This is a genomic window from Actinomycetospora sp. 2LY8.5, assembly GCF_057180585.1.
Map to the genome: position 1 here is coordinate 46,173 of NZ_JBXUHE010000019.1, position 26,820 is coordinate 72,992.

Annotated in this window: 23 protein-coding genes; 21 read left to right on the forward strand and 2 right to left on the reverse strand. The window is 74.2% G+C overall.

What is annotated here, in order from left to right:
* Nucleotides 1-35 precede the first annotated feature (35 nt).
* Nucleotides 36-1,451 carry an FAD/NAD(P)-binding protein gene (locus AC2A1K_RS20025; protein ID WP_483898069.1) on the reverse strand — a complete coding sequence of 472 codons (1,416 nt, stop codon included), beginning with the start codon at nt 1,449-1,451 and terminating at the stop codon, nt 36-38.
* Between the two features lie 670 nt (nt 1,452-2,121).
* Here AC2A1K_RS20025 and AC2A1K_RS20030 point away from each other — a divergent pair.
* The 15 genes from AC2A1K_RS20030 (at nt 2,122) to AC2A1K_RS20100 (ending at nt 20,336) form a co-directional block, all read left to right on the forward strand.
* A complete protein-coding gene (locus AC2A1K_RS20030) occupies nt 2,122-2,904 on the forward strand; it encodes an MlaE family ABC transporter permease (protein WP_483898070.1) in 783 nt (260 codons plus the stop codon).
* Entirely contained in the window at nt 2,901-3,722 is an 822-nt protein-coding gene (locus AC2A1K_RS20035; protein ID WP_483898071.1) for an ABC transporter permease, read from the forward strand. The genes AC2A1K_RS20030 and AC2A1K_RS20035 overlap by 4 nt, the downstream gene beginning before the upstream one ends.
* A 14-nt stretch (nt 3,723-3,736) precedes the next feature.
* Complete coding sequence (locus AC2A1K_RS20040; protein WP_483898072.1) at nt 3,737-4,540, forward strand: ABC transporter ATP-binding protein; 804 nt, start codon at nt 3,737-3,739, stop codon at nt 4,538-4,540.
* 2 nt (nt 4,541-4,542) lie between these two features.
* Nucleotides 4,543-5,799: an MlaD family protein gene (locus AC2A1K_RS20045; RefSeq protein ID WP_483898073.1), complete on the forward strand. Its 1,257-nt coding sequence runs from the start codon at nt 4,543-4,545 to the stop codon at nt 5,797-5,799.
* A complete protein-coding gene (locus AC2A1K_RS20050; protein ID WP_483898074.1) occupies nt 5,796-7,220 on the forward strand; it encodes an MlaD family protein in 1,425 nt (474 codons plus the stop codon). Before AC2A1K_RS20045 ends, AC2A1K_RS20050 begins: the two co-directional genes overlap by 4 nt.
* A complete protein-coding gene (locus tag AC2A1K_RS20055) occupies nt 7,220-8,503 on the forward strand; it encodes an MlaD family protein (protein WP_483898075.1) in 1,284 nt (427 codons plus the stop codon). Before AC2A1K_RS20050 ends, AC2A1K_RS20055 begins: the two co-directional genes overlap by 1 nt.
* Nucleotides 8,500-9,864, forward strand: coding sequence for an MlaD family protein (locus AC2A1K_RS20060; RefSeq protein WP_483898076.1), 1,365 nt, complete (start codon nt 8,500-8,502; stop codon nt 9,862-9,864). Before AC2A1K_RS20055 ends, AC2A1K_RS20060 begins: the two co-directional genes overlap by 4 nt.
* On the forward strand, nt 9,861-11,174 hold the full coding sequence (locus AC2A1K_RS20065) for an MlaD family protein (protein WP_483898077.1): 1,314 nt from the start codon (nt 9,861-9,863) through the stop codon (nt 11,172-11,174). The genes AC2A1K_RS20060 and AC2A1K_RS20065 overlap by 4 nt, the downstream gene beginning before the upstream one ends.
* Nucleotides 11,171-12,478: an MlaD family protein gene (locus AC2A1K_RS20070; protein ID WP_483898078.1), complete on the forward strand. Its 1,308-nt coding sequence runs from the start codon at nt 11,171-11,173 to the stop codon at nt 12,476-12,478. Before AC2A1K_RS20065 ends, AC2A1K_RS20070 begins: the two co-directional genes overlap by 4 nt.
* The gene (locus AC2A1K_RS20075) at nt 12,475-14,751 is read left to right on the forward strand and encodes an MMPL family transporter (RefSeq protein WP_483898079.1); all 2,277 of its coding nucleotides are present in this window, start codon (nt 12,475-12,477) and stop codon (nt 14,749-14,751) included. The genes AC2A1K_RS20070 and AC2A1K_RS20075 overlap by 4 nt, the downstream gene beginning before the upstream one ends.
* A complete protein-coding gene (locus AC2A1K_RS20080) occupies nt 14,748-16,094 on the forward strand; it encodes a peptidylprolyl isomerase (protein WP_483898080.1) in 1,347 nt (448 codons plus the stop codon). Before AC2A1K_RS20075 ends, AC2A1K_RS20080 begins: the two co-directional genes overlap by 4 nt.
* Before the next feature lie 27 nt (nt 16,095-16,121).
* Nucleotides 16,122-17,474: an MBL fold metallo-hydrolase gene (locus AC2A1K_RS20085; protein WP_483898081.1), complete on the forward strand. Its 1,353-nt coding sequence runs from the start codon at nt 16,122-16,124 to the stop codon at nt 17,472-17,474.
* A gap of 290 nt (nt 17,475-17,764) precedes the next feature.
* Entirely contained in the window at nt 17,765-18,649 is an 885-nt protein-coding gene (locus tag AC2A1K_RS20090; protein ID WP_483898082.1) for a MetQ/NlpA family ABC transporter substrate-binding protein, read from the forward strand.
* A gap of 11 nt (nt 18,650-18,660) precedes the next feature.
* The gene (locus tag AC2A1K_RS20095) at nt 18,661-19,680 is read left to right on the forward strand and encodes a methionine ABC transporter ATP-binding protein (protein WP_483898083.1); all 1,020 of its coding nucleotides are present in this window, start codon (nt 18,661-18,663) and stop codon (nt 19,678-19,680) included.
* Entirely contained in the window at nt 19,677-20,336 is a 660-nt protein-coding gene (locus AC2A1K_RS20100) for a methionine ABC transporter permease (RefSeq protein ID WP_483898084.1), read from the forward strand. The genes AC2A1K_RS20095 and AC2A1K_RS20100 overlap by 4 nt, the downstream gene beginning before the upstream one ends.
* Before the next feature lie 41 nt (nt 20,337-20,377).
* Here AC2A1K_RS20100 and AC2A1K_RS20105 read toward each other — a convergent pair whose 3' ends face one another.
* Nucleotides 20,378-21,265 (reverse strand): NmrA/HSCARG family protein, encoded by an 888-nt coding sequence (locus tag AC2A1K_RS20105; RefSeq protein ID WP_483898085.1) that lies wholly within the window; start codon nt 21,263-21,265, stop codon nt 20,378-20,380.
* A 93-nt stretch (nt 21,266-21,358) separates the two neighbouring features.
* Here AC2A1K_RS20105 and AC2A1K_RS20110 point away from each other — a divergent pair, with 93 nt between their 5' ends.
* The 6 genes from AC2A1K_RS20110 (at nt 21,359) to AC2A1K_RS20135 (ending at nt 26,725) form a co-directional block, all read left to right on the forward strand.
* The gene (locus tag AC2A1K_RS20110; RefSeq protein WP_483898086.1) at nt 21,359-21,898 is read left to right on the forward strand and encodes a TetR/AcrR family transcriptional regulator; all 540 of its coding nucleotides are present in this window, start codon (nt 21,359-21,361) and stop codon (nt 21,896-21,898) included.
* A 350-nt stretch (nt 21,899-22,248) separates the two neighbouring features.
* On the forward strand, nt 22,249-23,751 hold the full coding sequence (locus AC2A1K_RS20115; protein ID WP_483898087.1) for a nicotinate phosphoribosyltransferase: 1,503 nt from the start codon (nt 22,249-22,251) through the stop codon (nt 23,749-23,751).
* A gap of 50 nt (nt 23,752-23,801) precedes the next feature.
* Complete coding sequence (locus AC2A1K_RS20120) at nt 23,802-24,563, forward strand: orotidine 5'-phosphate decarboxylase / HUMPS family protein (RefSeq protein WP_483898088.1); 762 nt, start codon at nt 23,802-23,804, stop codon at nt 24,561-24,563.
* A gap of 21 nt (nt 24,564-24,584) precedes the next feature.
* Entirely contained in the window at nt 24,585-25,103 is a 519-nt protein-coding gene (locus AC2A1K_RS20125) for a CinA family protein (RefSeq protein ID WP_483898089.1), read from the forward strand.
* Complete coding sequence (locus AC2A1K_RS20130) at nt 25,100-25,753, forward strand: HAD family hydrolase (RefSeq protein ID WP_483898090.1); 654 nt, start codon at nt 25,100-25,102, stop codon at nt 25,751-25,753. Before AC2A1K_RS20125 ends, AC2A1K_RS20130 begins: the two co-directional genes overlap by 4 nt.
* 6 nt (nt 25,754-25,759) lie before the next feature.
* Nucleotides 25,760-26,725, forward strand: a complete 966-nt coding sequence (locus tag AC2A1K_RS20135; protein WP_483898091.1) for a ribose-phosphate diphosphokinase — start codon at nt 25,760-25,762, stop codon at nt 26,723-26,725.
* Nucleotides 26,726-26,820: the final 95 nt, after the last annotated feature.

Here is a 26,820-nt window from a genome sequence, read left to right on the forward strand (position 1 = left end):
GAGCGAGATTCCCGGGCGACAGCCGGGAATCTCGCTCACACGGTCCGTTCCGCCCAGGCGGGTTCGGGGACGAGGAGGCGGGCGAGGGACTCGGCCTGGTCCCGGATCTCGGGGATCGCGGTGGTCTCGTAGAGCTCGCCGCGGCGGGTCGCGCCGAGGGTGAACAGCCGGCGCTCGGACCCTCTCAGCCCGCCGTCGGAGTCGGTGTCGAAGCCCAGGCCGAGCGGGTGCGGGCGAGCGTGACCCTCGCGCAGCAGCGACCGCACGAGGGGGTCCGCCACCGCCGTGACGTCCTCCTGCGCGCCGACGCACGACACGACCCGGTCCACCTCCACCAGGTCGTCCACCCCCTTGGTGGGCTCGCGGAGCCGCACGACCAGCCGGGCGCCGACCGCGTCGATCTCGTGCACCGACGCCGACCGGATCTGCAGCCGGCCCGCGACCACCAGGTGGCGCAGCTCGTCGGCCACCGCCGGGGCCATGCGGTGGCGGTGGATCTCCCAGCGTCGGGCGTGCTCGGTGAGGAAGCGCGCCCGCTCGTCAAGCGACAGCGAGCCCCACAGTCCCGGGGTCACCGGGCGCAGACCGTCGACGACGTCGCGCCACCGGTCCGGACCGGCGGCGATCCGCAGGTGCACGGCGTCGACGATCTCGTCGAGGGTCAGGTCGTCGTCCGGGGTGACGACGGGGTCGACGGGGCGGCCGGGGGTCCGGGAGTGGGCGCGCGGTGCCATCCCCGACCGGGAGACGGCGAGCAGCCGCACCCGACGGTCGGCGCGGGCGAGCGAGAGCGCCGCGTCCACCATCGTCAGCCCCGTGCCCAGCAGCGCGACCCGCTGGTCGCCGGCGGCGTCGAGCGCGCCGTCGCGCCACGGGTCGACGACCAGCCCGGGGTGGGCGAGCGCGTCGTCCGTCGCGCCCGGGGGCCGGTCCACCCCGAACGGTCCGGTCGCCAGCACCACCCGGTCGCCGTGCACGCCGCGCCCGTCGGCGAGGTCGACGTCGACCCCGTGCGGGCGCGTCGTCGCCCCGACCGCGCGGCCCGGCACGACCTCGAGCTCGACCAGCGACCGGTCCGCCGCCGCGCGGACGTCGAGCAGCGTGTCGGCGAGGTAGGACCCGAACGCCCAGCGAGGCGCGAACTCCGCGTCGCGGTCGTCGCGCGGGTCGTCGGGGTCGGTCAGCGCCGAGGAGTCCCGGGCCGCGAGCCAGTCGGGGAACGTCCGGTCGGCGCCGGCGAGGGTCAGCGACGACGCCGGGACGTTCAGGCGGTGCCAGGGCCGGCCGGTCGCGTAGGCGACGCCGCGGGCGGGGGCGCCGTCGCCGACCCAGGTGATGCGCAGGGGGTGCCGGGTCTCGCGCGCCACGCGCAGGAGCTCGATCACGACGAGCGTGCCGGCGGCGCCGTTGCCGACCACGACGATCGACGGGGTGTCCTCGGTGCTGGTCACAGGGGTCCTCGAGGCAAGGGGTGCCCGGGGCAGGACCGGCGGGCACGAACGGATCTCGGAGCGGGGAGAGGTCAGGCCCGACAGGCCTGGCTCGCGAGACGCGCGTGATCGAGGTGGCGGCGGCGGGTCAGGGCCATACCCACGGCACGGGAGGGCCGGGCGCGGTCCAGCTCAGGCGTCCCCGGCACGAGGCCATCGTGCCCGATCCGTGGCGGGAGTTGAACAGGCTGCGACGTGGGCCTCTTTCCGCTCGAGTCCCGTCCGGGAGATCCGATGTGAAGGCGGGGTGAGGGGTCTTGTGCGACCGTTCGGAGGCTCGTGGCAGGCTTTCGCTCCATGGCCATGGTCCGTCTGGTGCAGCGGTTGCACGTGGACCTCGGCCGTCTCGGGTCGACCTTCTGTTGTCGCTGACCCTGCTGGTCCGCGCTCCTGACGCGGACCCCGCCTCTCCGGCCGGCTGATCCGGCTCTCCCGCTCCCCGGCGGACGCATCGCCGCGCCCCGCTCCCCGGCGCCCCGCGCTCCCCCCGGTCCCTGCCCCCGGTCGCTCCCCACCGCCCGGGCCCACCCAAGGACGTCCCGTGGACTCACCCGGCTCTGCTGCCGTCTCCTCGACGGCTACACAACGTGCCCGAGCGGCGACGTGGCGTGCGCACAGCTCGTCGCGATCGGTGCTCGGGCCCGTCGCACGCGGCGTCGCCGAGCTCGGTGGCGTGACCCGGCTGGCCGGTCAGGTGGCGTGGAGCGCGGTCCGCCACCCGCGCGGCTACTGGACCGAGACCCGCGACGAGATGTTCCGTGTCCTGACGCGCTCGGCGGTGCCGATGGTGCTCGCGGTGTTCACCTTCGCGCTGATGATCGGCATCCTCGGGCTGAACTTCCTCAACCTGCTCGGCGCCGCGTACCGCTACGGCCAGTACTTCTTCATCGTCAACACCCGCGACTTCACGCCGTGGATCAACTCCATGGTCGTCGCCGGGATCGTCGGCACCGCGCTGTGCGCCGACCTCGGCGCCCGCCGCATCCGCGAGGAGATCGACGCGCTCGAGGTCCTCGGGCTCGACCCGGTGCGCGAGCTGGTGCTGCCGCGGGTGCTGTCGCTCTCGCTGCTCACGCCGCTGCTCATGACCGTCAGCCTCGTCATGGGGATCCTCGGCGGGCTCTACAGCACGGTGACCTACGGCGACGTCCCTGCCGCGGACTACTGGGAGACGTTGTTCAAGAACCTGACCTCCGTCGAGATGGTGGTCGCGGTCGGCAAGAGCCTGCTCATCGGCTTCGTCACCGGCGTCGTCTGCGCCTACAAGGGCCTGAACGCCCGGGGCGGCTCGATCGGCGTGGGCCGGGCGGTCAACGAGGCCGTGGTCCTGTCCTTCGTCCTCGTCTTCCTTGTCGACTTCGCGGTCAACCTCACCGCGCTCGGGCTGTTCCCGGAGATGGGGTCGGTCCGATGAGCACGCGCGAGGTCGAGGTCGACCCGAAGGCCCTCGGGCGCAAGGTCTCGGAGCTGCTGGCCAACGCCGCGGCGATGGTCCGCTTCTGGGGCCAGGTGCTGCGGACGATCCCGCACGCGGCGCGCACGTTCCCGACCGAGGTGGTGCGCCAGGGCGCGATCCTCGTGGTCTCCAGCGGCCTGGTCATCTGGTTCATGGAGTTCCTGATCGGCGTGATCTTCACCGTCCAGGGGCACTACACGACGCGCCAGTTCGGCGCGTCCGGCTACGTCGCGATCTTCCCGGGCTACGCCGGGCTGCGGACGTGCGCGCCGGAGATGTGGGGCTGGATCCTCTCGGCCAAGGTCGGCTGCGGGTTCGTCGCGGAGCTCGGCTCGATGCGCGCCGACGAGGAGGTCGACGCGCTCGAGGTGATGGGCGTCGACCCCGTCTCCTACCTCGTGAGCACGCGGGTCCTCGCGTCGATCATCGTCATGCCGTTCCTGTTCATCGTCGGGCTCGGCCTGCTCTACCTCGGCGCGTTCCTCATGGGCACCCAGGTCCTCGGGTCGGTCTCGCCCGGCGGCTTCCTGCAGGTCCTCTGGGCGTTCCAGAGCCCGCTCGACCTGCTGTTCTCCATGATCTGGACGATGGCGCTCGGCGTCGTCGTCGTGCTCGTCGGCTGCTGGTACGGGTTCACTGCCACCGGCGGGCCCGTGGGCGTCGGGCAGAACACCGCCCGCTCGATGGTCGTGAACATGGTCCTGGTCAGCCTCGTCGGGCTGTTCTTCCAGCAGCTGTTCTGGGCCGGTTTCCCCAACGCCCCCGTGGCGAACTGATCCGGAGCGCCACCGTGACGATCCACGACGAACCGACCACCCGTCTCCCGCGCGCCGAGAGCCCCGGCGCCGCCATCGAGCTGGAGGGCGTGCGCAGGTCCTTCGGCGGCGGTCCGGTGCTCGACGGCCTCGACCTGCGCATCGCCGAGGGCGCGATCACCACGGTGCTCGGCCCCTCGGGCACCGGGAAGAGCGTGCTGCTCAAGCACGTCCTGGGCCTGCTCGAACCCGACGAGGGTCGCGTGCGGGTCTTCGGCCAGGACATCTGGGCGCTGAGCGAGACCGAGCGCCGCGCGCTGCGGACCCGCTTCGGCGTGCTGTTCCAGGACGGCGCGCTGTTCGGGTCGATGGACCTCTTCGACAACGTCGCGTTCCCCCTGCGCCGCCACACGCAGCTCGACGAGGACGAGATCGAGGAGAAGGTGATGGCGCGGCTGCGCGAGGTCGGGCTGGAGAGCTCGATCGGCAAGGCGCCCAACGAGATCTCCGGCGGGATGCGCAAGCGGGCGGGCTTCGCCCGCGCCCTGGTCATGGAGCCCGAGATCCTGCTCTTCGACGAGCCGGACTCCGGGCTCGACCCGGTGCGCACCAGCCTGCTCAACGACCTCGTGCTGTCGATCCACGCCGAGCAGGGCGGCACCTACGTGCTGGTCACCCACGACATCCACACCGCCCGCAAGGTCTCCGACGACGTCGGGGTCCTGCACGAGGGACGCGTCGTGCACTTCGGCCCGGCCGCCGACGCGTTCGACTCGGGCGACGAGTTCGTGCGCCAGTTCCTCAACGGTTCCTCCGACGGCCCGCTCGGGATGGACTGACCATGACCGACTCCCGACGTCCGGTCACCGTGGTGCTCGCCGTCCTCGTCACGCTGATCGCCGCGGCCGGGGTGGCCACCGCCGCGACCGCCGTGGCCGCGCCCTACACGCTCCAGGTCGTCATGCCGTCCGCTCTCGGGCTCACCGAGGGCACGCCGGTGGAGGTCGACGGGCAGCAGGCGGGCGAGATCGCCGAACTCGCCGCCCGCGGCGACCAGGCCATCGCGACCGTCGAGATCACCGACGACGAGCACGTCGCGCTCCCGCTGCACGCCGGCGCCGTCGTGCGCGTCGAGTCCCGCTCGGTGCTCGGCGAGCGCTACCTGCAGGTCGAGCCAGGGCCGGCCGACGCCGCCGAGCTGCCCGACGGCGCGCTGATCCCCGCCGGCGCCGCCCAGGTCACGCTCGAGGACATCCTGGGCGCGCTCGACCCGCCGACCCGCGCGCGTCTGGCGTCGACGGTCCAGCAGCTCGACGGCACGCTGCGGGGCCGCGAGCGCGACGTCAACGAGACCCTCCGGACGGCGGGCCCCACCGTCGAGGCACTGGGCTCCGTGCTCGACGCCGTCGGCCGCGACGGCCCGGCGATCCGCGAGCTGATCACCAACGCCCAGCAGGTCACCGGCGTGCTCACCGAGCGGCGCGCCGCCGTCGAGGGCACCGTGCGCGACCTCGGGACGCTGACCGACGCCGTCGCAGCCCGGCAGCAGCAGCTCACCGACGGCCTGTCCGAGCTGCCCGGCGCCCTCGACGCCGCCCGCGGCGCGCTCGACCGGGTGCCCGCGGCGACCGACGCGGCGGTGCCGGTGCTCGACGACCTGCGCCCGGCCGCGGCGCGCCTGCCCGGCGTGGCATCGAACCTGCGCCCCGTCCTGACCGACCTGCGCCCCACCGTCGCCCAGCTGCGCTCCACCCTCGAGGCCGCCGACGTCCTGCTCGCCGACACCCCGGGCCTGCTCGACCGCACCCACCACACGGTTCCGCAGCTCACCGAGGCGGTGCGCCAGGCCTCGCCGGCGGTCGCGTTCCTGCGGCCCTACAGCCCCGAGATCGCGGGCTTCCTCGGCAACTGGGGCAACTTCTTCTCCTCCTACGACGCCAACGGCCACGTCGCCCGCGCCCTGTTCACGGCCGGGCAGACGTCGCTGAACAACCAGCCCCCCGCCCAGCCGTTCGGCGGGGTGGTCGACCGCAGCCCGGCGCCCGGCACCTCCGGCGGCGAGCCCTGGACCGACGCGAACGGGGACGGTGCCCGATGACGAGATCACTTCGCCTGGCCGCTGCCGTCCTCGTCGCCGTCGGCCTGATCGGCGCCACCACCGGCGCGGTGCTGCGCAGCGAGGCCGCCACGCCGTCGGGACGGGTCGAGGCGCTCTTCGCCGACGCGAGCCCGCTGCGTGCGGGCAACGAGGTCCGGATGTACGGCGTGCGGGTCGGGCTGATCGAGGAGATCCGCCTCGACCCGCCGGCACCGGACGGGCGGCGCCTCGCCCGCATCGTCATGGACGTCGAGCCCGAGGCCCAGCAGCTGCACGCCGACGCGACCGCCGCGATCCGCCCGGTCTCGCTGCTGGGGGAGCGGTTCCTGGACCTCGCGCCGGGCGGCCCGCAGGCGCCGGCCGCGGACGATCCCGCCGTCATCGGCCCGGAGCGCACCTCGCGCGCCGTCGACGTCGACGACGTGCTCGACACCTTCGACGACCCGACCGCCGCCGCGCTCGCGTCGATGGTCACGACGCTCGGCGAGGGCCTGCGCGGCCGGGGTCCGCAGGCCGCGGCCGCGCTCGACGCGCTCGCCCCCGCCCTGCAGCGCACCGACCGCCTGACGGCCGTGCTCGACGACCAGAACGCGGCGCTGAACCGCATGATCGACGACGGGTCGCGGGTGTCGGCGGCGCTCGCCGACCGCGACGGCGCCACGCTCGACGAGCTCGTCGACACCACCCGCCGGACCGTCGACGCGGTCGCCGCGCAGCGCGAGGCCCTCGACCGGACGCTCGTCGCGCTGCCCGACACCGTCGCGACCACGCGGCGCACCCTCGGCGAGCTCGCCGGCACCGCCGACGCCACCACGCCCGTGCTGCGCTCGATCCGCCCGGTCACCAGCGACCTCGGGGCCCTGAGCCGGGAGCTGCGAGAGTTCTCCGACGCCGCCGACCCCGCCCTCGGCGCGCTGCCCCCGGTGATCGACCGCCTCGACACCCTGCTCGACCAGGCCCGCCCGGCGGTCGCCGACCTGCGGCCTGCCGCGGACGACCTGCGTTCGGTCGCCGGGTCGCTGCGGCCGATCGGGGAGACGGTGCTGCCCCACGAGCGCGGCGTGCCCAGCAACCTCGAGCTCGCGATGAGCGGCATCGCGGACTGGGCGATGGCCACCAGCGGCTACGACGGCGTCTCCCACTACTTCCGCGGGGTCGCCGTGGTCACCCCCACCACCCTCTGCAACATCGGCGCGGGCGCCCTGCCGCCCGGCACGATCCCGGGGAACGCGCCGCTGTGCCCCGCCGCGCCCGGCGGCCTGAGCCTGCCCGCGCTGCCCGGCGCCGACGCGGTGCCCGGAGGAGAGCCCGGAACCGCCGGCACCCCACCACGCGACCGGCCGGGTGAGGACAACGCCACCGGCCTCTCGCCCGAGCAGGAGCGCGGCCTCGTCGACCAGATGCTCGGAGGTGGTCGCTGATGGCCGGACCCCACGCCGCCGCCGAGCGGCGCCGCACCCTGACCGTCGGCGTGGTGGTGATCGTCCTCGCCGCGCTGCTGCTCGTGGTCGTGTTCACCGCCCACCGCGGCCACCTGCCCGGCGAGCCCACCACGACGGTGCGCGTCGCGTTCGCGGACATCGGCCAGACCGACACCAACTCCGAGGTCCGCCGCGGCGGCGAACGGATCGGGCAGGTCTCCGACGTCACCATCTCCGGTGGGCGGGCCGTCGCGACCCTGAGGCTGATCGGCGACGTGGAGGTCCACGCCGACGCGCGCGCCGAGATCCGCGACCAGTCGGCGCTCGCGCAGAAGTACGTCGAGCTGATCCCGGGCAGCCCGGACGCGCCGCTGCTCCAGGGCGTGCTGCCGGTGGAGAGCACCGAGTCCAGCCACGACCTCGCCGACCTGCTCGACGTGTTCGACCCACCCACGCGGGAGGCCCTGCGCTCCACCGTGCGCGAGGTCGGCAGCGGGCTCGCCGGGCAGGGGCCGGGACTCGGACGCTTCGTCGGCGCCGCCCCGGGCATGCTCGACGACCTCGGCACCGTCTCGGGGGCGCTCGCCGACCCGGCGGCCGACCTGCCCGGGACGCTGCGCTCCGGTGCGTCGCTGGCCGGGCACCTCGAGCCGGCGTCCGACGAGCTCGCGGGGCTGCTCGCGCAGAGCCGCGACACCCTCGACGCGCTGTCGACCGACGGCGGCGAGCCGCTCGGGGGCACGGTGCGCGAGGCCGCGGACACCCTGCCCGCCCTGCGCGCCGCCGCCGATGATCTCTACGCGCCCCTGGCCGACACCGGCGCGGCGATGCGCACGCTCGGGCCGGGTGCCGCCGCGCTGGGCGAGGGCACGCCGGACCTGCGCGGCACGCTGCGCGAGGCCGTCGGCCCGCTCGGCAAGGTCCCCGACGTCGCCGACCGCACCGACCCCGCGCTCGCCGACCTCACCGAGACCCTCGCCGCGGCGCGCCCGTTCGTCCCGCGCCTGGGCGAGGGGCTGCGCCACGCCGCCGAGCCGCTCTCGGTGCTCTCGCGCTACACGCCCGACATCGCCCTGTTCAGCCGGACGTTCAGCAGGCTCAACACCAGCCACGACGGGTTCCGGCACCAGTTCCGGATCTTCCTGTCCGCGCCGGGGCCCGCCTCGCTGTCCGGGCTGCCACGCGGGCTCGGCGACGCCCCGACCAACCCTTACCCCGAGCCCGGGACCGCCTCGGACGACCGGGACTCGAACGGCGCGCTCGTCCCGGGAGGCGACCGATGAAGCCGACACCCGTCCGTACGGGTCTCCTGCTGGTGGTCGTCGTGGTCGCCGTGTTCGGGCTCGTGTTCGCCAAGACCTCGCTGGTCACGACGCTGCGCCCGGGCGACGAGCTCGTGCTCGAGACCGCCCGCGACTACAAGCTCGAGGCCGACAAGAGCGAGGTCAAGATCGCGGGGACGCCGGTGGGCGTCGTCGCCGACGTCGAGCAGATCGGCCCGGGCCGGGTCGACATCACCCTGAAGCTGGACCCCGGGGCGGCGGAGAAGCTGGGCACCGCCCCGCGCGCCGACATCCGCCCGACGACCGTGCTCGGCGGCACGTACTACGTCGCCCTCGTCGCGGGCGGCGGCCCGGGGGAGCCGGCGGGCGGGCGCATCCCGACCGGGCGCACCACCACGCCCGTCGAGCTGGACGCGGTGCTCGCGGCGATCCCGCCGGACGCGCAGCGCTCGCTGCAGCGCACCCTCGGGCTGCTCGACGACACCCTGCGTCCGGGACAGGCTCCGATCCGCGAGCTGTTGGCGACCGCCCCGCGCACGCTCGTCCCGGCCGGGCAGGTGCTCGACGCCCTGCGCGGCGAGCGTCCCGACACCGACCTCGCCGCGCTGGTCACCGGGTTCAACAGCACCGCGCGGGTGCTCTCGGCCCGCGACGGCCAGCTCGCCGAGGTCGTCGACTCCTTCGGCGCGACCGCGAACGTGCTCGCCCGCGAGAGCCGGCCGGTCGCCGACACCGTCGCGACGATGCCCGAGACCCTGCGCGCGGTGCACCGCGGCGCCGACGACCTGTCGGGCACGCTCGACCGCATCCCGCCGACGGCCGAGGACATCCACCCGGCGGTGCGCGAGCTCGACCCGCTGCTGGCCGACCTCGACCCGGCGCTGGTCAACACGCGCGCGCTGCTGGCGCAGCTGCGCCCGGCCCTCGACGACACCCGCCCGCTCGTCGAGGACCTCGTGCCCACGACACGGACCGGCACCCGGGTGCTCGACGACGTCGCCGACCCGGTGTTCGAGCGCATCAACGGCTCGATCCTGGGCGCCCTCGACGCGCCGTTCGAGGGGCAGGGGCCGAAGTACCCCGGCGGCGGCGGGACGGGCCACCCGCTCTACGCCGAGCTCGGCTACGCGCTGACCAACCTCAACGGCACGATCAAGACCTACGACGGGAACGCCGGCATGATCAGCTTCCAGCCGGGTCTGGGCACGGCGTCGTTGCTCAACGCCCCGGGCGGGCTCGACGGGCTGCTCGAACGCCTCTCGCGCGAGGGCGGGCGGCCGCTGCTGCCCGGCGGCGCGGACGGTGGCGGCGACCGGGGCGGACCGAACCCCCTCGGCCTCCCGCTGGGGGGCGGGCGATGAGCGCCGGGACGTCCCTGCGCCGCCGCTGGCGCCGGCTGCGCCGCGTGCCCGGGCTCGGCCGCGACACCCTGGTGCTCGCCGGCGTCGCCGTCCTCGGGATCGCCGCGGCGGTGATCATCCTGTCGCAGCTGAACGTCGTACCGCCGTGGAGCGGGTACCGCGAGGTCAAGGTCGAGGTCACCGACGCGGTCGCGGTCAGCCCCGGCAACTCGCAGGAGGTGCGGATCGCCGGCGTGCCGGTGGGGCTGATCGAGGACGCGGAGGCGACCGACCACGACACGTCGGTCCTGACGCTGTCGATCGAACCGGGGCACCCGATCTTCGACAACGCGCGGGCGGTCCTGCGGCCCAAGAACCCGCTCAACGAGATGTACGTGTCGCTCGCGCCCGGCGGGCCGCCGGGCCGCGAGCTCGGGGGAGACGACGTCCTGCCGGCGACCCAGACCCAGCGCCCGGTGCAGGTCGAGGAGGCCCTCGGCGGGCTCGACGAGCGCTCCCGCACGGCGATGACGGCGCTGATCTCGGAGTCCGACGAGGCGCTCGCCCGGGCCCCGCAGGCGCTGCCGGCCGGGCTCGACGCCACCCGCGCGACGCTCGACCAGCTGCGCCCGGTGGTCACGGCGCTCGCCGAGCGCCGGGAGAACATCCGCCGGCTGGTCGGCACGCTCTCGCGGGTCGCCACGGCAGCGGGTCACGACGACGCGCGCCTGACCTCGCTGCTCGACTCCACGCAGGCGACGCTGGCGACGCTCACCCGCCGCGACGACGAGCTCGCGCGCACCCTCGAGCAGCTGCCCGGGCTCTCGGAGGACCTGCGCCGCGCGCTGGCCAGCACGTCGACGCTCACCGACGAGCTCGACCCCACGCTCGACGAGCTGCGCGCGGCCGCCCCCGAGCTGCCCTCGGCGCTGGCCCGGTTCGGCGACACCGCGGGCTCGCTGCGGGACGTCGCCGGGCGCGCGGCGCCGGTGGTGGGCGAGGCCCGGCCCGTCCTCGCCGACCTGCGGCCCGCGGTCACCGACCTGCGCGCGACCCTCGAGGACGTGCGGCCCGTGTCGCGCTGGGCCGACGACGCGACCGCGCAGGTCGCCCCCTGGATGTACGACCTGCAGGCCTTCTTCACCAACACCAACTCGGTGTTCAGCGTCGGCGAGCCCGGCGGCCGACGGATCGGTCGCGGTCACCTCTCGCTCGACCTGACCCAGCCCGACGGCGCGCTGCCCCCGGCGCGCGCCGGGACGAACACCTACCGCGACGGGGAGAGCCCGCTCGGGCCCTATCCCGCCGCCGGCTCGGGAGGTCCGCGATGAAGGTCCCCCCATCCGCCGTCGGTCACGGCCGCCTGGCCGTCGTCGTGGCGTTCGCGCTCGCCGTCGTCCTGGTGCTGGCCTGGATGTGGTCGTTCACCGGCGTGAAGGTCCCGTTCTTCACCTCCGACCGCTCGTACGCGGTGTCGGCGGACGTCGACACCGTGCGCAACCTCGTGCCGTTCGCGGACGTGCAGATCGCCGGCGTGCGCGTCGGGGTGGTCGAGCGGATCACGGAGGCACCCGTCGGTGACGGCCGGCGTCTCGAGCTGCGGTTCGACGAGGAGGCCGTGCCGCTGCACGAGGGCGCCTCGATCCGCGTCTCGGAGAAGTCGCTCGCCGGCCAGTACTACGTCGACGTCGTCGACGGCACCGGCCCGCCGCTCGACAGCGGCGCGGTGCTGCCGCCGACCGGGGTGCGCCCGTCGGTGGACCTGCGCGACGTCCTGCAGGGTCTCGACGAGCCGACGCGGGAGTCGCTGGGCTCGATGCTGCGGGCGACCGGCGAGGGGACCGCGGGGCGCTCGGAGGACATCGGGCGCCTGGTCACCGGCCTGACCCGGCTCGGTGACCACGGCGGCGACGCCCTCGACGCGCTGGCGGCGCAGTCGCAGGACCTCACGCGCCTGTCGAACGAGCTCGGCACCGTCTTCGCCACGGTGGACACCGACCGCGGGCGCATCGCGCAGGTCGTGCGCGACGCCAACCGGGTCACCGCGGCGACCGCCGGGCAGCGCGAGGCGCTGGAGGCGAGCGTGGCGCGCCTGCCCGGCCTGCTCGCGAGCACCCGCACGGCGTCCGGGGAGCTCTCGCGGCTCTCGGGCTCGCTCGCGCCGGTGGCCGCCGACCTGAACCGGGCGTCACCGGACATCGGGGCGGCGCTGCTCGAGCTGCCGGCGACCACCCGCGACCTGCGCGGGCTGCTGCCCTCGCTCGACGGCGTGCTCGACCAGGCACCGGCCACCCTCGACCGGGTCCCCGCGACGGGTGCCGACGTGCGGGCGTTCATCGAGCCGGCCACCGAGATGCTGCGCGACCTCAACCCGGCCCTGCGCTACCTGCGCCCGTACGGCCCGGAGGCCGGGCAGTTCTTCGCCAACTTCGCCGCGGGCATGAACCACCCGACCGCGGACGGGCAGATCTACATCCCGCTGCAGGCCGTGGAGAACCCCTACGCGCTGCGGCCGAACCCGCTGCAGTTGCCGACCGGCGTCATCGCCGGCGAGAACGCCTACCCGGCGCCGGGCAGCCTCGACGACCGCGGTCCGCAGGGATCCTTCCCGCGGGTCGAGCGGGACGGCGAGTGAGGGCGCGCATCCTCGCAGCCGCCCTGCTGGTGGCGGTGGTCGCCGGGATCGGGGGTGGCCTCGCGCAGCTGCGCGTCGACACGGGGACCGAGCAGTTCCTGCCCGCGGGCGCGCCGTCGGTGCAGGCCACCGCGGACGCCGCGGCGGCAATCGGCGGCGACCCGGTGGTGGTCCTGGCGCGTGCGCCCGGAGGCCTCCTCGTCGACCCCGACCAGCTGCTGCGTCTCCTGCGCCTCGAGGGCGGGCTGGCGAAGACCCCGGACGTCGCCGCCGTCTACGGGCCGGCGACCGTGCTCAACCAGGTCGTCGGGTCCGCGCGCGGGCTGCTCGCGCAGGTGGCGGGGCGACGGGACGGTGCGCGGGAGGCGGCGCGGGCGGAGGCCGAGCGCGGCGGGGCGACCCCGGCCGACGCCGCCCGCGCGGGCGACGACGCCGCGGCCGCGGTCGACCGGCGGTACGCGCCGCTGGTGGTGTCGGCGCTGCCCGCGGGCGTGCCGACGCTGCGCAACCCCGACTTCGTCCGCGCCGCGATCCTCGATCCCGACGGCGCGCCGAAACCACGCTGGCGGTTCGTCGTGCCGACCGCCGACACGGTCGCCGTGCTCGTGCGCCCCCGCGCCGGCCTGGACCAGGCGGGCACGGCCGTGCTCGTGGACGCGATCCGCGCGCAGGCGTCCGGGGCGGACCTCGCCGCCGAGGTGACGGTGGCGGGCGTGCCCGCGGTGACCTCCGGGCTCGCCCGCGCGGTCACCCGGGACCTGCCGCTGGTGGCCGGGCTGGTCGCACTCGTCGTCGCCGCGCGCTTCTGGCTGGTGCCCGCGCTGGGCGGGTCGCGGCGGCAGCGGCTACGCTCCGTGGCCTGGCCGCTCGGTGTCTCGGCGCTGGGCGCGAGCGTGGTGCCCGCCGCCGCCGGCTGGGCGGGCGTGCCGCTGTCGTTCGGCGCGCTGGCGCTGCTGCCGGCGCTCCTGGGCGTCGGCACCTCGTTCGTGCTCTACCTCGCGGGCGCCCGCGACCGCCGCCCGGTGATCGCGCTGGGCTTCGCCGCGGCGGCGGGGTTCGGTGCGCTGGCGGTGTCGCCGCTGCCGTTCGTGCGCCAGCTCGGCCTGGTGCTCGGCCTCGGCGTCGCCCTCACCGTCCTCGCTGCCCTGTCCCTGCGCCGCTGGGCCCCTCGAGATGTCAGCGGCGTGGCGTCGCTGACGTCCAGTGTCCGTATTCTTCCGTCGATCAAGGAGCGGGCGAGGCGTCCGTGGCCGGTGCGCCTCGGCGTCGTGGCCCTGGTCCTCGCCGCCGTGGGGGGCTGGATCGGGCTCGGCGGGCTGGGTGTCACCGCGAACCCGCTCGACCTCGCGCGCGGCGTCCCCGAGCTCGAGGACGCGCGCGCGGTGGACCGGACGCTCGGGTCGTCGGGCGAGCTGTCGATCGTGCTCCGCGGGCCCGATGTGCTCTCCCCGGAGGCGTTCGCCTGGTCGCGTGCCGCGTCGCGGGGCGTCCTCGCCGCGCACGGTGACCGCGTGCGACCGGTGGTGAGCCTGTCCGACCAGCTCGGCTTCCTCGGCGACACCCCGACCGCCGGGCAGATCCGCGCCGGCGTCGCGCTCTTGCCCGACTACCTGCGCGACGCCGTGTCCACACCCGACGGGCACCTCGCGCTGACCATCGTCGGCGTCCGCCTCGACGACGACCTCGGCGCGCAGGCCGACCTCGTCGACGCGGTCCGGGCGGAGCTCCCGCCGCCCCCACCGGGCTACACCGCCGATCTCGCCGGGCTGCCCGTCGCGGCCGCCGACGGCTACACGGCGATCTCGTCCGAGCGCTACCTCGCGAACCTCGTCGGCATCGCGGCCGCCGGGCTGGTGCTCGCGATCGGTCTGCGACGCCGCGACGACGCCGTCCGCGCGGTGCTCGCGGCGCTGCTCGCCACCGGCTGGGGCTTCGCGCTCATGGCGCTGACCGGCACCGAGCCGACCACGCTGACCGTCGCGCTCGGCGCGCTGGTCGCCGTGGGCGCGAGCGAGTTCGTCGTGCTCCTGCGCCTCGCCCCGGGGGCCCGGCACCGGCGCAGCGTCACCGTCGCGGCGGCCACCGCGGCGGTCGGCTACGCGGCGCTCGCCGCCTCCGGACTCTGGGTCCTGCGCGACCTCGCCCTGGTCCTGACCGTGAGCGTCGTCCTCGCCTACCTCGCGGCGTTGCTCGTCACCATCCGGCCCACCGGGCCCGCACCCGACCGCATCGACGCGACCCCCGACCCCGTCCGTACGGAGGTACCGGCGTGACCAGGACCAACACCGACGCACCCGTTCTCACCGAGCTCGACGCCCTGGACGGCGGCGCGGCCGGCGCCGCCGCCGACGCCCCGGTCAGCGAGCTGGACGCGCTCGACGACCCACGGCCGACGCGGGAGCCCGACCCCGAGGACGACACCGAGGACGACACCGAGGACAGCGCCGAGGACGGCGCCGAGGACGGCGCCGAGGACAGCGCCGAGGACAGCGCCGAGGACAGCGCTGAGGACAGCGCTGAGGACGATCCCGGCCGGCCTTCCCGCACCCGCCTCCTGGTGACCACGGCGCGCACCCGCTCCACCGCCCTCGCCGACCGCGTCCCCGGCGGCCGGTGGGCGCGACGGGTCGTCGCCGCGGTCCTCGTCCTCGCGCTGCTCGCGGGCGCCGGGCTCGCGGTGTTCGGCTGGGCCACCGCCCTGCCCGACGACGCCGCCCTGCGGGTCGGCGGCCCGGGCGGCGAAGTGATCACCGAGCAGGCCCTCGACCAGCGCGTGCGGCTCTACGGGGCCCTCTACGGCATCGCCCCGCCCGGCGACGACGCCGGCCGGGACACGTTCCGCCGCGACACGGCGAAGGCCGTCGCGGTGAGCGAGGTCGTGGTCGGCGAGGCCGCGGCGCGGGGGATCACGGTGTCCGGGGCGGAGGTGTCCGGCCAGCTCGACCAGCTCGTGACGCGCAGCTTCCCCGCCGGCCGCGACGACTTCCTGGCGCGCCTGTCGCAGGTCGGCATCGGCGAGCGGGACGTGCTCGACGAGGTGCGCCGGCAGATGGTGACCTCCCGGCTCTACGAGCAGGTCGTGCGCGACGTGCCGCCGGTGACCGACCAGGACGTCGCCCGCGCCTACGACGAGCGTCGCGCGACCCTCACGACGCCCGAACAGCGCCAGGTCCGCGCGATCGTGCTGGCCGACCGCGAGGACGCCGACGCGACGCTGGCCCGCCTGCAGGCCGGCGCCGACCCGGGCGCTGAGGCCGCGCGGTCGCTGGACCAGAGCACGCGGGGCACCGGCGGTGACCTCGGGCTGCTCGTGCGCGACCAGGTCGCCGCGCTCGACCCGGGCCTCGCCGACGCGGTGTTCACCGCCGCGCCGGGCGCGCTCGTCGGCCCCGTCCCGCTGCAGCAGGCGTGGGTGGTCGCCCAGGTCACCGGCGTGCAGGCTGGTACCCCCCTGACGCCCGACCACGCTCGCGACCCGCTGCGCGCCCAGCTCGGCGCGGAGCGCGCCGGCGCGCTGTGGAACACGTGGACCACCGACCGGCTGCGCGACGCCGACGTCGAGTACGCCGACGGCTACCGCCCGGCCGACCCGTTCGCCGCCCCCGCACCGCGCTGAGCAGAAGCTGAGCAGAAGGAGGACCCCGTGGTCGCCGTCGAAGTCATCGAGACCCCGTCGCTCGGCGACCGCAGCTACGTCGCCCACGACGGCGTGGCCGCCGTGGTCGTCGACCCCCAGCGTGACCTCGACCGCGTCGAGGCCGTGCTCGCCGAGCACGGCCTCGCCGTGGCGCTGGTCGTCGAGACCCACGTGCACAACGACTACGTCACCGGCGGGCTCGAGCTCGCCCGGCGCACGGGCGCGCGCTACGCCGTCGCCGCCGACGAGGACGTCGCGTTCGACCGCGTCGCCGTGCGCGACGGGGACGAGCTCACCGCCGGGAGCCTGACCGTGCGCGTCCGCGCGACACCCGGCCACACCGACACCCACCTCGCGTACGTGATCGAGGGCGACGACGCCGAGCCGCCCGCGGTCTTCACCGGCGGATCGCTGCTGTTCGGGACCGTCGGGCGCACCGACCTCGTCGACCCGGACCGCACCGACGAGCTCACCCGCGCCCAGTACCGGTCGGCCCGCGCGCTGGCCGCCGATCTCGACGAGCAGGCCAGGATCTTCCCGACCCACGGCTTCGGCAGCTTCTGCTCGTCAGCGCCGACCTCGGGCGCCACCCAGAGCACGATCGCGCAGGAGCGGGAGGGCAACCTCGCCCTGACCGTCGACGACGAGGACGACTTCGTGCGCCGGCTCGCGAGCGGGCTCACCGCGTACCCCTCCTACTACGCGCACGTGTCGCCGGAGAACCTCGCCGGCCCCGGAGCCCTCCCGGCCGGGCCGGTGGCGCCGGCGAACGCCGAGATCCTGCGACGCCGGCTCGCGGCGGGGGAGTGGGTGGTCGACCTGCGGGCGCGGCGCGCCTACGCCGCCGATCACGTCGCGGGCGCGGTCGGCATCGGCCTCGAGGGGTCGTTCGCCACCTATCTGGGCTGGGTGGTGCCGTGGGGCGCACCGCTGACGCTGCTCGCGGAGACGCCCGACGACATCGACGAGGCCCGCCGCGAGCTGGCGCGGATCGGCATCGACCATCTCGCCGGCGCCACCGCCGGCACCCCCGAGGAGCTGGCGCCGCCGGAGCACCGGACCTCGTTCCCGGTCGCGTCGTTCGCCGAGCTCGCCACGGCGGGCGACGACGTGCGGGTGCTCGACGTGCGCCGGGCCGACGAGTTCGCGGGCGAGGCGATCCCCGGCGCGATCAACGTCCCTCTCCACGAGCTGCCCGGCCGCGTCGAGGACCTGCCGTCCGCGCCGTTCTGGGTGCACTGCCGGTCGGGCTACCGGGCGGGCATCGCGGCCGGGATCCTCGCGCGCGCCGGCCGCGCCGTCGTGCTGATCGACGACGACTTCGCCGAGGCCTCGCGCCTCGGCCTCACCGCGACGTGAGCACTTTCCGGGCCTGTAGGCCCGGAAAGTGCTCACATCCCGGGGTGGATCACAGTCGCTTGGTCCTCCGTGCCCCGTTCGGGTAGACCTGCCGCCGTGATCGGGAGGCAGGTGCTCGTGCGTCGGCGTCACGTCGACCTCTGCCGCACCCCGGCGATGGGCTGTCGCCCCGGCTGCTGAGCCTTCCCCGCTCCCGCCCGTTCCCCGATCCGTCCCGGGCCCAGCCATGTCATGCCACGGCCCGGTCGGCGCGCGCGTCCGCGCGCCGTGCTCACACCGAGAGGTCTCCCGTGCCCCGCGCACTTCGTCCTGTCCTCGTCCTCGTCGCCGCCCTCCTGCTCGCCGTCGGGTGCTCCGCACCCGGCGAGTCGTCCGGGGGTGACGGCCAGACCGTCCGCATCGGCGTCGCCGACGCCGCCGAGAACTACTGGCGCGTCTACGCCGACCGTGCCCGCGCCGAGGGCATCACCGTCGAGCTCGTCAACTTCACCGACTACAACCAGCCCAACCCCGCGCTCGCGCAGGGGCAGCTCGAGCTCAACGAGTTCCAGCACCTGCAGTACCTCGCGAACTACAACGCCAAGAACAACGGCGACCTGGTACCGATCGGCGCCACCGCGGTCTACCCGCTGCCGCTGTACTCGACGAAGTACCCGTCGGTCGAGGCCATCCCGGCCGGCGGGCGGATCGCGATCCCCAACGACCCGACCAACCAGGCCCGGGCGCTGCTCGTGCTCCAGGCCGCGGGCCTGGTCACCCTGCGCGGCGGCGGCACCGCCAACTCCACGCCCGCCGAGATCGACACCGCCGCCTCCCGCGTGGCGGTCGTGCCGATCGACGCGGCGCAGACCGCGGCCAACCTCGCCGGCGTCGACGGCGCGATCGTCAACAACAACTACGCGACCGCCGCGAACCTGCGCGAGGACCAGGTCCTGTTCAAGGACGATCCGAACAGCCCCTCGTCGCGCCCGTACATCAACGCGTTCGTCGCCCGCGGCGCCGACCGCGACAACCCGACGTACCAGCGGCTGGCCGCTCTCTACCACGACCCGCAGGTCATCGAGGCGGCGCGCGCGGACCTCGGTGCCAGCGGCGTCTTCGTGACGACCCCGGCGCCCGAGCTCCAGGCCCAGGAGCAGCAGCTGCGTCAGGCCGCCACGCAGGCGGGCGGCTGAGCGTGGCGCCGGTGATCAGCTTCCGGGGGGCCGGGAAGGCCTTCCCCGGGCCGAAGGGGGCCGGCCCGGTGCGGGCTCTCGACGGGGTCGACCTCGACGTCGAGGAGGGATCGATCACCGGCGTCATCGGGTGGTCCGGGGCGGGGAAGAGCACGCTCGCGCGGCTCGTCAACGCCCTCGCCCTCCCAACCGAGGGCGAGGTGTGGGTGCGGGGGCACCACACCTCGTCCCTCGGCGAGCGCGGCCTGCGCGAGCTCCGTGGCGAGGTCGGCATGATCTTCCAGCAGTTCGGGCTGCTGTCCTCGCGCACGGTGACCGGCAACGTCGCGTACCCGCTGCGCATCGCGGGGTGGTCGCGCGAGCGCCGGGGCCCGCGCGTGGCCGAGCTCCTCGAGTTCGTCGGCCTCGCGGACAAGGCGCGCCAGTACCCGGCGCGTCTGTCGGGCGGGCAGAAGCAGCGCGTGGGGATCGCCCGCGCGCTGGCGACGTCGCCGGCGGTGCTCGTCGCCGACGAGGCCACCAGCGCGCTCGACCCCGAGACGACGCGCGAGGTGCTCGCGCTGCTGCGCCGGGTCAACGCCGAGCTCGGGACGACGATCCTCGTGATCACCCACGAGATGGAGGTCGTCAGCTCGCTGTGCGACCGCGTCGTCGTGATGGCCGACGGCCGCGTCATCGAGGAGGGCACCGTGCACGCGGTGTTCTCCGCGCCGCGCGAGGACGCCACCCGCCGCTTCGTGCACGGCGCGCTGCGCGACCGTCCCGGGCCCGAGACCGTCGCGCGCCTGCGGCGGCGCTTCCCCGGGCGCCTGGTCACCGTCGGGGTCGGCGACGACGGCGAGCAGGAGGCCGTCACCGACGCCCTAGCGGCCCACCGCGACGTGCGGGCGGTGATCGTCTACGGCGGGATCTCCGAGCTCGCGGAACGCCCCGTCGGCAGCATCACCTACGCGCTCGACGGTGACGCCGCCGCGGTCGACGCCCTCGTCGCGGACCTGGCCGCGCACGCCCGGGTGGAGGAGCCGGCATGACCGACTGGTCGGTGCTCGGCCCCCAGCTCTGGCTCTCGCTGGCCCAGACCGTCTACCTGGTGTTCTGGACGATGGTCATCGCGGGCCTGCTCGGGCTGGCGCTGGGCCTCGGGCTGCACGCCACGCGCCGCGACGGGCTCTTCCCGCAGCCGGTGGTGTTCGGCCTGCTCAACGTGGCCGTCAACATCGTCCGGCCGATCCCGTTCATCATCTTCATCACCGCCGTCGGGCCGCTCACGCTCGCGGTGATGGGCACGACGGTCGGGACGCGCTCGGTGCTCTTCCCGATGGTCGCCATGGCCACCTTCGTCATCGGGCGGATCGTCGAGCAGAACCTGCTCTCGGTGGACCCGGCCGCGGTCGAGGCGGCCCGGGCGAGCGGGGCCGGGCGGCTACGGATCCTGCTCGGCGTCGTGGTCCCCGAGACTCTGGCGCCCCTGGTGCTCGGCTACACGTTCATCTTCATCGCCGTCGTGGACATGTCGGCGATGGCGGGCTACGTCGGCGGCGGGGGCCTCGGCGACTTCGCGATCAGCTACGGGTACCAGCAGTTCAACTGGCCCGTCACGCTGGTCACCGTCGTGATCATCATCGTGATCGTGCAGGCCGCCCAGGCCGTCGGGAACCTCCTGGCCCGCCGGTTCCTGCGCCGCTGACCCCATGTGAGCGAACTTTGGGGCTATAGCCCAAAGTTCGCTCACATGGACCGCTCGGCCCACGTCCGGAACGCGGTCGTCGGCAGGCCGAGGGCGCGGGCGAACTCCGGGCGCGCGGGCTGCGGGTGTTCGGTGACGAACTGCTGCGAGACCACGTAGTGCTCCGGTGCGCCCCACTCCCGGGCCTGCTCGACCGATTCGGGCAGGGTGATCGCGCCGCCCCAGACCTCGCGGAGCGTCCGCGCCGCCTCCCGGAAGCTCAGCATCTCGCTCGCGAGCTCGAGCTCCACGCGGTCGAAGCGCTCGGGCTCGCGAATCGAGGCCGCGCCCGCCGACCCGATGTCCTCGGTCGCCACGAAGGGCTGCGGCGCGTCGGGGTCGGTGACGACGAGCAGGCGGTCGGAGGTGCCGTCCGCGAAGTAGAACGACGGGCGCACGAAGTTCGACATGAACGTCGCCGGGCGCAGGATCGTCCAGCGCTCGACGCCGGCCTCGCGCACGGCCTGCTCGGCGGCGGCCTTGCTGCGCCAGTAGTGGCCCATGTGCGCGCCGAACCGCGCCTCGTCCACCGGTTCGGTGCGCCCCGCGCCCGACACCGAGGTGTGCACGATCTGCCGCACGCCGGCCTTGGCCGCCGCGGCAACGGTGTTGCGCGCGTGGCGCATCTCCCGATCGCCCAGCAGATCCTCGAGGTCGGGCATCTGCACGGAGAAGACGCTGCGCGCCCCGTCGAACGCCGCCACCAGCGACTCCGGGTCGTCGAGGTCGCCGTGCACCAGGGTCGCGCCACGGGCGGCGAGGTCGGCGGCGCGGGGTGCGTCGGGGTCGCGGACGAGGGCGCGCACGGGCTCTCCGGCGTCGAGCAGGGCACGCGCGACGGCCCCGCCCTGCTTCCCGGTCGCTCCCGTGACCAGCACGAACTCGCTCATCAGCACGTCCTCCGTGAAGTGGGGTGGTCCTCCGTTTGGCGTGGCCTACGATATGGGGTGGTCCTCCGGTTGTCGAGCGAGAGGGGTTCCGGAATGCGTGCCGACGGCCGCCGCAACCGCGAGCAGATCCTCGCCGCGGCGCGCCACCTGATCAGCTGCGACGGCGCGCAGGCCTCGCTCGAGGCGATCGCGCGCCGCGCCTGCGTCGGCTCCGCGACGCTGCACCGGCACTTCCCCTCGCGCCGCGCGCTGCTCGACGCGGTCTTCCACGACGGCGTGGTGCGGCTGTGCGAGCGGGCCGACGAGCTCGACGGCCCGGACCCTGGCGCGGCGCTCGAGACGTGGCTCGAAGAGCTGGCTGCCTACTCGGCGACGACGAAGGGCGTCACGGACGCGCTGCTCGCCGGCCCCGACGGGCACATCGACGAGCGCGACACGTGCCACGGGCTGATCGGGGACGCGGCGTCGCGTCTGGTCGATCGAGCGAGAGCGGCCGGTGTCCTGCGCGACGGCGTGACGGCGCAGGACCTGCTGTCCGTGACCTGCTCCCTGGCCGCGGCGAGCGAGGACGACCCCGACACCGCCCGCCGCCTCGTGCGCCTCGCGCTCGGCGGCGTGCGTCCGCGGGGGTAGCCGGTCGCGTGCGGTCATCCGCGTATCGCGCGTCCCTTTCGTCCGGCCGCCGTGTCGCGGAACTGTGCGGGGTCGGCAGATCTGTTGAAACATTCGACACGTTCGATACGAACGAAACATTGTGAACGGCCACACAGCGTGGTTGCGGGTCGCGCGGCGCGATCATTACGTTGGCTCTCGTGCAGGGTACGACGGAGATTTCCTCCCCACAGCGAGGCGAGTGTCGTCGCCTCGCCGGCTGCTGTCGTCGCTGACTTCTCCGGGTTTCCTCCCTTGCTCGGTCTCTTGTGTGGGTCCCGTCGTGCGGGGCGCCCGGCGTGTGCGGCCGTTCTGGCCCCCGACTCCCTGCGGTGCGTACTGCACCGCCGAACTCCCGTGAGGTCCTCGTGGTCAACAAGTTCTCCGATTTCGGCAACATCATCCTCAACACGGACAGCTACAAGCACACTCACCACGTGCTCTACCCGCCCGGCACCGAATACGTGTCGAGCTACATCGAGTCTCGCGGTGGGCCATTTCCTGCGCATCTTTTCGTGGGGCTCCAGGCTTTCCTGAAGGAGTACCTGCTCCGACCGATCACCCTCGACGACATCGACGAGGCCGAGGTGGTCACCCGGCAGCACCAGCTGCCGTTCAACCGCGACGGCTGGCTCGGGATCCTCAACGACCACGGCGGGTACCTGCCCCTCGAGATCGAGGCGATCCCGGAGGGGACCGTGCTGCCGGTCCGCACCCCCCTCGTCCAGATCATCAACACCGACCCGAAGTACTACTGGCTCACCAGCTTCATCGAGACCCCCTTGTTGCGGTCGGTCTGGTACCCGACGTCCGTCGGCACGCTGAGCTGGCTGTCGAAGCAGGTCATCCGGCGCGCGCTGGAGAAGACCAGTGACCACCCGGAGATCATCCGGGACCTGCTGCACGACTACGGCGCCCGAGGGGTCAGCTCGCAGCAGTCGGCCGCCCTCGGCGGCCTGGCCCATCTGGTGAACTTCGAGCAGACCGACACCATCTCCGGCTCGCTCGCCGCACAGCGCTACTACAACGCGATCGCCCCGGGTGCGTCCGGCCCCAATTCCGAGCACTCCACGATGACCGCGTGGGGTCGGGAGAACGAGTCGGCGGCGTACGCCAACGCGATCCACAAGTATCGCGGATGGCCGGTGGTCGTGATCGTGGCCGACTCCTACGATCTCGACAACGCGGTGCACAACATCTTCGGCCGCGAGCTCAAGGAGCTCGTCGACAACCAGACCGGGACGGTGTTCGTCCGGCCCGACTCGGGAGACCCGGTCTCGATCGTCGCTGACACGATCGAGGGCATCATCGAGCATTACGGGAGCACCGAGAACAGCAAGGGCTACCGCGTACTGCCGGACCGGATTCGGGTCTGCCAGGGCGACGGCATCACGCTCGACAGCCTGCGCGCCATCTACGCCGAGCTCGACCGCCGACGACTCGCCGCCGACAACGTGTACTTCGGTATGGGCGGCGGACTCCTCCAACAGATCAACAGGGATACGTTGCATTTCGCGCAGAAAGCGAACGCGGTGCGCGTCGACGGCGAGTGGGTCGACATCTGGAAGAGTCCGTCCGGGGCCGACCTCAAGGCGTCCAAGCGAGGTCGTCTCGGGGTGCGCCGGATCGAGGATCGTTACGAGACGGTGCCGCGGGACTCGATTCCCGTCGAGGAGAACCTGCTGCAACCGGTCTACCGCAACGGGAAGCTGCTGCGCCGGTGGGATTTCCTCGAGCTCGTCGAGCGCAGCGAGCGCACCGTCCCGGAGGAGTACTACGCCCCCGTCCTGGAGCGGCCGGATCGGTCCGACGCCCCGCTCGCGACCGGCGCCTGAGACACCCCGCCCGCCGGCGCACCTGCCGGCGGGCGGGACGGGAGGATTCGATGTCCCCGCTTCCCACCCACGGGATCGTGCCCGCCCTGGACCTGCCCGACCTCGCCGACGCCCGATGGCTGGTCGAGGCGACCGCCGACATCGAGGGGGTGGTCGGGTACAAGATCGGGCAGGCCACGGTGCTCGACGTCGGGCTGGCCGCAGCGGTCTCGGCGTTGCGCTCGGTTACCGGGCTACCGCTGTACTACGACCACCAGAAGGCCGGCCTCGACGTACCGTCCAACGCCGCCACGTTCGCCGCCGCCGTGGCCGACGCGCGGGTGGACGGCGTCATCGTGTTCCCTCTCGCCGGTCCGGCCGCGCTGGCCGGTTTCGTCCGCGCCCTGCTCGGTCACGAACTGCGTCCCGTGGTGGGTGCGGCGCTGCCGGTGCCGGACTTCACCGTCGCGGGCGGAGGCTGGCTCGTCGACGACGTGCTGGAACGCGTGACGGGGCTCGCCGTCGACGAGGGCGCGCGGGACGTCGTCGTTCCCGCCACCGATCTGGAGCGTGTCGACCGTCTGACCGGGGACCTCGCCGAGCGGGTGCCCGACCTCGGTGTCTACCTCCCCGGGCTCGACGCCCGCGCGGGAGCGATCACCCGGGCCCTGCGTGCCGCCCACGGGAATCGGGCGTACGCGATCGTCGGCCGCGCGATCCACGCCGCGACCGATCCGGTGGAGACCACACGCACGCTGGCGGGCCAGGCGTGCGCGGCAGCCGAGGCCACGACCGACCGCCCCGCGCCGGGGACACGCCCCGACCTGCTGTGATCTTGAGCCAAGGAGTAGGAAATGTCCGAACTGTTCGACCGGGAGCTGCTCGAGCAGGCCGCGGAGGTGCTCGATCGGGCCCGCGACCTGGGCGTCCGTATCGCCACGGCGGAGACCGTGACCGGGGGCCTCGTCGCGTCCGCGCTGACGTCGGTGTCCGGTGCCTCGGCGGTGTTCGAGCGCGGGTTCGTCTTCTACCACGCGTCGGCCAAGGCGGTCGGGCTCGGTGTCCCGCCCGAGGTCTCGGCCGAGCACGGCGTGGTCAGCGCGCCGGTCACCGAAGGTCTCGCGGCCGGCATCATCGCGGCGTCCACCGCGGACGCCGGGGTGGCGTTGACCGGCTACGCCGGTCCCGCCGGAGGTAACGACCGGGATCCCGTGGGCACCGTGTACACCTCGGCGTTGCACCGAGACGGCAAGCCGGTGACCGAGCGCCACGTGTTCGACGGGGACCGCACCGAGGTCAAGCTCCAGGCCGTCGAGGTGGCGCTGCGCCTGCTGGGCGACCAGCTGCGCGAGCCGGGCCGGCCCCACCGATGACCGCGCTGCACCTGTTCGACATGGACGGGACGTTGCTGCGTGGCACCAGCGCCAGCCTGGAGGTGGGCCGCCAGGTGGGGCGGCACGGCGAGATCGAGATGCTCGAGATCGCCTCGGCCGCGGGGCGCATGGACAACCTCGCGTTTCACCGTGCGTGTCATCCGATCTGGGGGACGGTCGAGGAGGAGCACATCGAGGCGGCCTTCGTGGCCGCGCCCTGGATGGCCGGCATCGCCGAGGTCTGGGCTGACATCGAGGCCCGCGGCGAGCGCTCGGCGGTCGTCAGCATGTCGCCGTCGTTCTTCGTGGGTCGGCTGCGCCGGTGGGGAGTGGGGACCACGCACGCCTCCGCGGTCCCGCTGAACGGCCCGCTGGAGCCGGCGGACATCCTGACCGTCGAGGGCAAGGTGACGGTCGCGCGGGAGCTGCTCGCCGAGTACGGGCTGGGTCCGGAGGACTGTGTGGCCTACGGGGACTCCTACACCGACGTCGAGCTGTTCCGGGTGCTGCCGAACACGGTCGCGGTCAACAGCGCACCGCAGCTCCGCGCGCTGGCCCGGGGTGTGCACGACGGTCCGGATCTGTGGGGGGCCTACCGCAAGGGGCGTGAGCTGCTGTCCACCCGCCGCTCGCGCGAGAAAGCCGGGTGATCGGTCATGGGTGTCTCGGGTACACGTCGCGTGGTCCTGGCCAGCGGTCGCGGATACCCGGAGCTGACCGAGGAGATCGCGAAGCACCTCGATCTCGCCATCGCGCCCTGCAGCGTGTACGACTTCGCCAACGGCGAGATCTTCGTGCGGTTCGAGGAGTCCGTGCGCGGGGCGGACGCCTTCGTGGTCCAGTCGGTCGGCGCGGCGGTGAACACCAACCTCGTCGAGCTGCTGGTCATGGTCGACGCCCTCAAGCGGGCCTCTGCGGACCGCATCACCACGGTGCTGCCCTTCTACCCGTACTCTCGGCAGGACAAGAAGCATCGCGGCCGGGAGCCGGTGTCGGCCCGGCTCACCTCGGACCTGCTGCGGGCGGCAGGGGCGGACCGGCTGATCAGCGTCGACCTGCATGCGGACCAGATCCAGGGGTTCTTCGACGGGCCGGTCGACCACCTGCTTGCGCAGCCGGTGCTCGCGGAGCACGTCCGCGAGTCCTACGGCGACCGTGAGATCGTCGTGGTCTCGCCCGACGCCGGGCGGGTCCGCTCGGCGGAGCGATGGGCCGAGGACCTCGGAGGGGCGGCGGTGGCGTTCATCCACAAGACGCGCGACCCGCGCGTGCCGAACCAGGCGCTCGCGAACCGCGTCGTCGGTCAGGTGGAAGGGCGGCTCTGCCTCCTGATCGACGACATGATCGACACCGCCGGCACCGTCGCCGGCGGAGTCGGCAAGCTCCTCGAGGCCGGGGCCGACGACGTCGTCGTCGCCGCGACGCACGGCGTGCTCTCCGGACCGGCCGTCCACCGCCTCTCGACCAGCGGGGCGCGGGAGGTCGTGGTGACCAACACCCTCGAAGTGCCCGACGCCAGCCGCTTCCCCCAGCTCACCGTGCTCTCCGTGGCGCCGCTGCTCGCCCGTGCCGTCGAGCAGGTGGCTGCCGCCGGATCGGTGACCGCGTTGAGCGAGCGTTGAACGGATGACGAGCCGACGAGATCACGGGCCGCCGCTGACATCGCGGGCCCACATCGACCTGCTGTGGTGCGCGAGCGCGCTGTGTCGTTCCGACG